Source organism: Salibaculum sp. (assembly GCF_035270045.1).
GTDB lineage: Bacteria > Pseudomonadota > Alphaproteobacteria > Rhodobacterales > Rhodobacteraceae > Salibaculum.
On sequence record NZ_DATFIP010000063.1, the window covers coordinates 1 to 2,057 of the forward strand.

2 protein-coding genes are annotated in these 2,057 nt (G+C 65.2%); both read right to left on the minus strand.

The window, feature by feature from the left end; all coding sequences use genetic code 11:
• A partial coding sequence (locus VJ897_RS11570) for an efflux RND transporter permease subunit (protein ID WP_324055824.1) occupies nucleotides 1-510 on the minus strand: 510 nt, incomplete at its 3' end.
• Nucleotides 507-2,057: efflux RND transporter periplasmic adaptor subunit (locus VJ897_RS11575; protein ID WP_324055825.1), on the minus strand; the 1,551-nt coding region annotated here is incomplete at its 5' end. The genes VJ897_RS11575 and VJ897_RS11570, both read right to left, overlap by 4 nt.

The following is a 2,057-nucleotide window of genomic DNA, read 5'->3' on the forward strand; positions in this document are numbered from 1 at the left end:
GGTTTGCAGTTCGAATTTCAGGAACCAGTCCTGCAGGGTGCGGAGCTGCGAAAGGTCATGCCCGCCGGTGCGGTCGACCAGCACGTATTGATAGATCCAGCCCACCCCGGTGGCATCCGGACCAAGCTCCGGGTTCACACCATCGGGCAGACGAGACTGCACCTGCGCGAGATATTCCAGCACCCGCGAGCGCGCCCAATAAAGATCGGTGCCGTCCTCGAAGACGACATAAACATAGCTATCACCGAAAAACGAAAAGCCGCGCACATCGACCGCGCCGGGTACGGACAGCATCGCGGTGGTGATCGGGTACGTCAACTGATCCTCAACCACCTGCGGCGCTTGGCCCGCATAGGGAGTCTTGATGATGACCTGCACGTCCGACAGATCAGGGATGGCGTCAACCGGCGTGGAGCGCAGCGACCAGGCGCCGGCGGCCCCAAGGAAAAGCGCCAGCACGATGACGAGGAAGCGGTTGGCGATTGACCAGCGGATGATGGCGGGGATCATTGGCCCAACTCCACGGTGCCGGCGAGTGACAAGGACATGTCGGCCCCCTGTAAGAGAAGCAGGCCGGTTTCCTGACCGACCGGCAGGCTACTCGCGTCCAGTGCGCCGGCAAGCGCGAAGTCCATGGTCATGCTGGGCATGCCGATGGCCTGAATGGGGCCATGGGTGATGTTGGCGGTTCCCGCCTCGGCGTCGATACTGTTGATCGTGCCGGTGACGGTCATCGGTTCTGGCGTCGCCTCAACCGCATCCAGCACCATGGCCATGCCGTCAGGCCGCAGAAAGGTCAGGCTCAGGTCCTGCCCTGTCGGCAGGTCCGCAGGATCAACCGCATCGGACAGTGCAAAGTCCATCGTCATGCCCGGCATCCCGATCTCCTTGATCGGGCCATGGTCAATTGTGGCGGTCCGCGCCTCTGGATCAACTGCTTCGATGCGCCCCTCAACGGTGATCGGCGGGGTGGAAGGTGCCTCTTCCGCCATGTCCTCAGCCTCGGCCATCTTCATCTCGCCCTCGGCCCGTACGGCGACGATGGCGAACATGCCGTTCTCGTCCGAGGCCAGGTCGAAGGTCACGGGCGTGTCGAGCGGCACCGAATCCGTGTCCACCCCGGCCACATCCAGATCCATCTTCATCGCCGGCCAGCCGAGCGCCGGGATGGGCTCGTGGCTGACGGTCAGCTTGCCCTCGGGCGTGACCGCGTGAACCATGCCGGTGCCCGTGGCATCGACGCCATCATCACGGCCAAGCTCCGTGAGCGCGATCAGGCCGTCCGCGCCGCGCACGGCGGTGAACTCCACCTCGTCGCCCTCAGCCAGGTCCTCCAGATACACATCCGAGCGAATGGCAAAGCGTGTTTCCATTGCGGGCCAGCCAAGGGCCTCGATCGGCTCATGTCCAATCCGCGCCAGCCGCCTATCACTGTCGAGCGAGGCCAGAACGCCCTTGCCCATCGCCGGCTCGGCATCAGTTGGGGCAAAGCGCATCATGCCCGCATTGAGCGCGCTTTCGCTGTCGATCAGGAACTGGGCCGAGGCCACTACCTCGTCGCCCGGTGCCAGGCCCTGCACGATCTCGGTGCGCCCGCCCGCGCCGAACCCGCCGCGCAGCCCGGTCGTCACCAGCCGGGGGCGGAACGTGTCATCGGCCTGCTTGAGGATCACGCGCTCGGCCCGGCCAGTGCGGATCACCGCCTCGGATGGCACGGTCAGCGCCTCTTGAGCCTCCGCCGGGATCAGCGAGACATTGGCGAACATGTTGGGCCGCAGGAGCCCGTCCTCGTTGTCGAACCGCAGCCGCACCCGAAGCGTGCGCGTTTCGGTGTCGAGTTCGGGGAAGATATAGTCGATCTCGCCGGCAAAGACCCGTCCCGGCAGATGATCGAACCGCGCCTCGGCGCGCATGTTGGACGAGAGCCGCCCCATGTCCCGCTCGAACACGTCGACGATCAGCCAGACCGAGGACGTATCGGCCAGCGACATCGCCCGCGTCTGCGGATTGAGGAACATGCCGTCCGCCGCCGCCAGCGCAAAGACCACACCATCCTG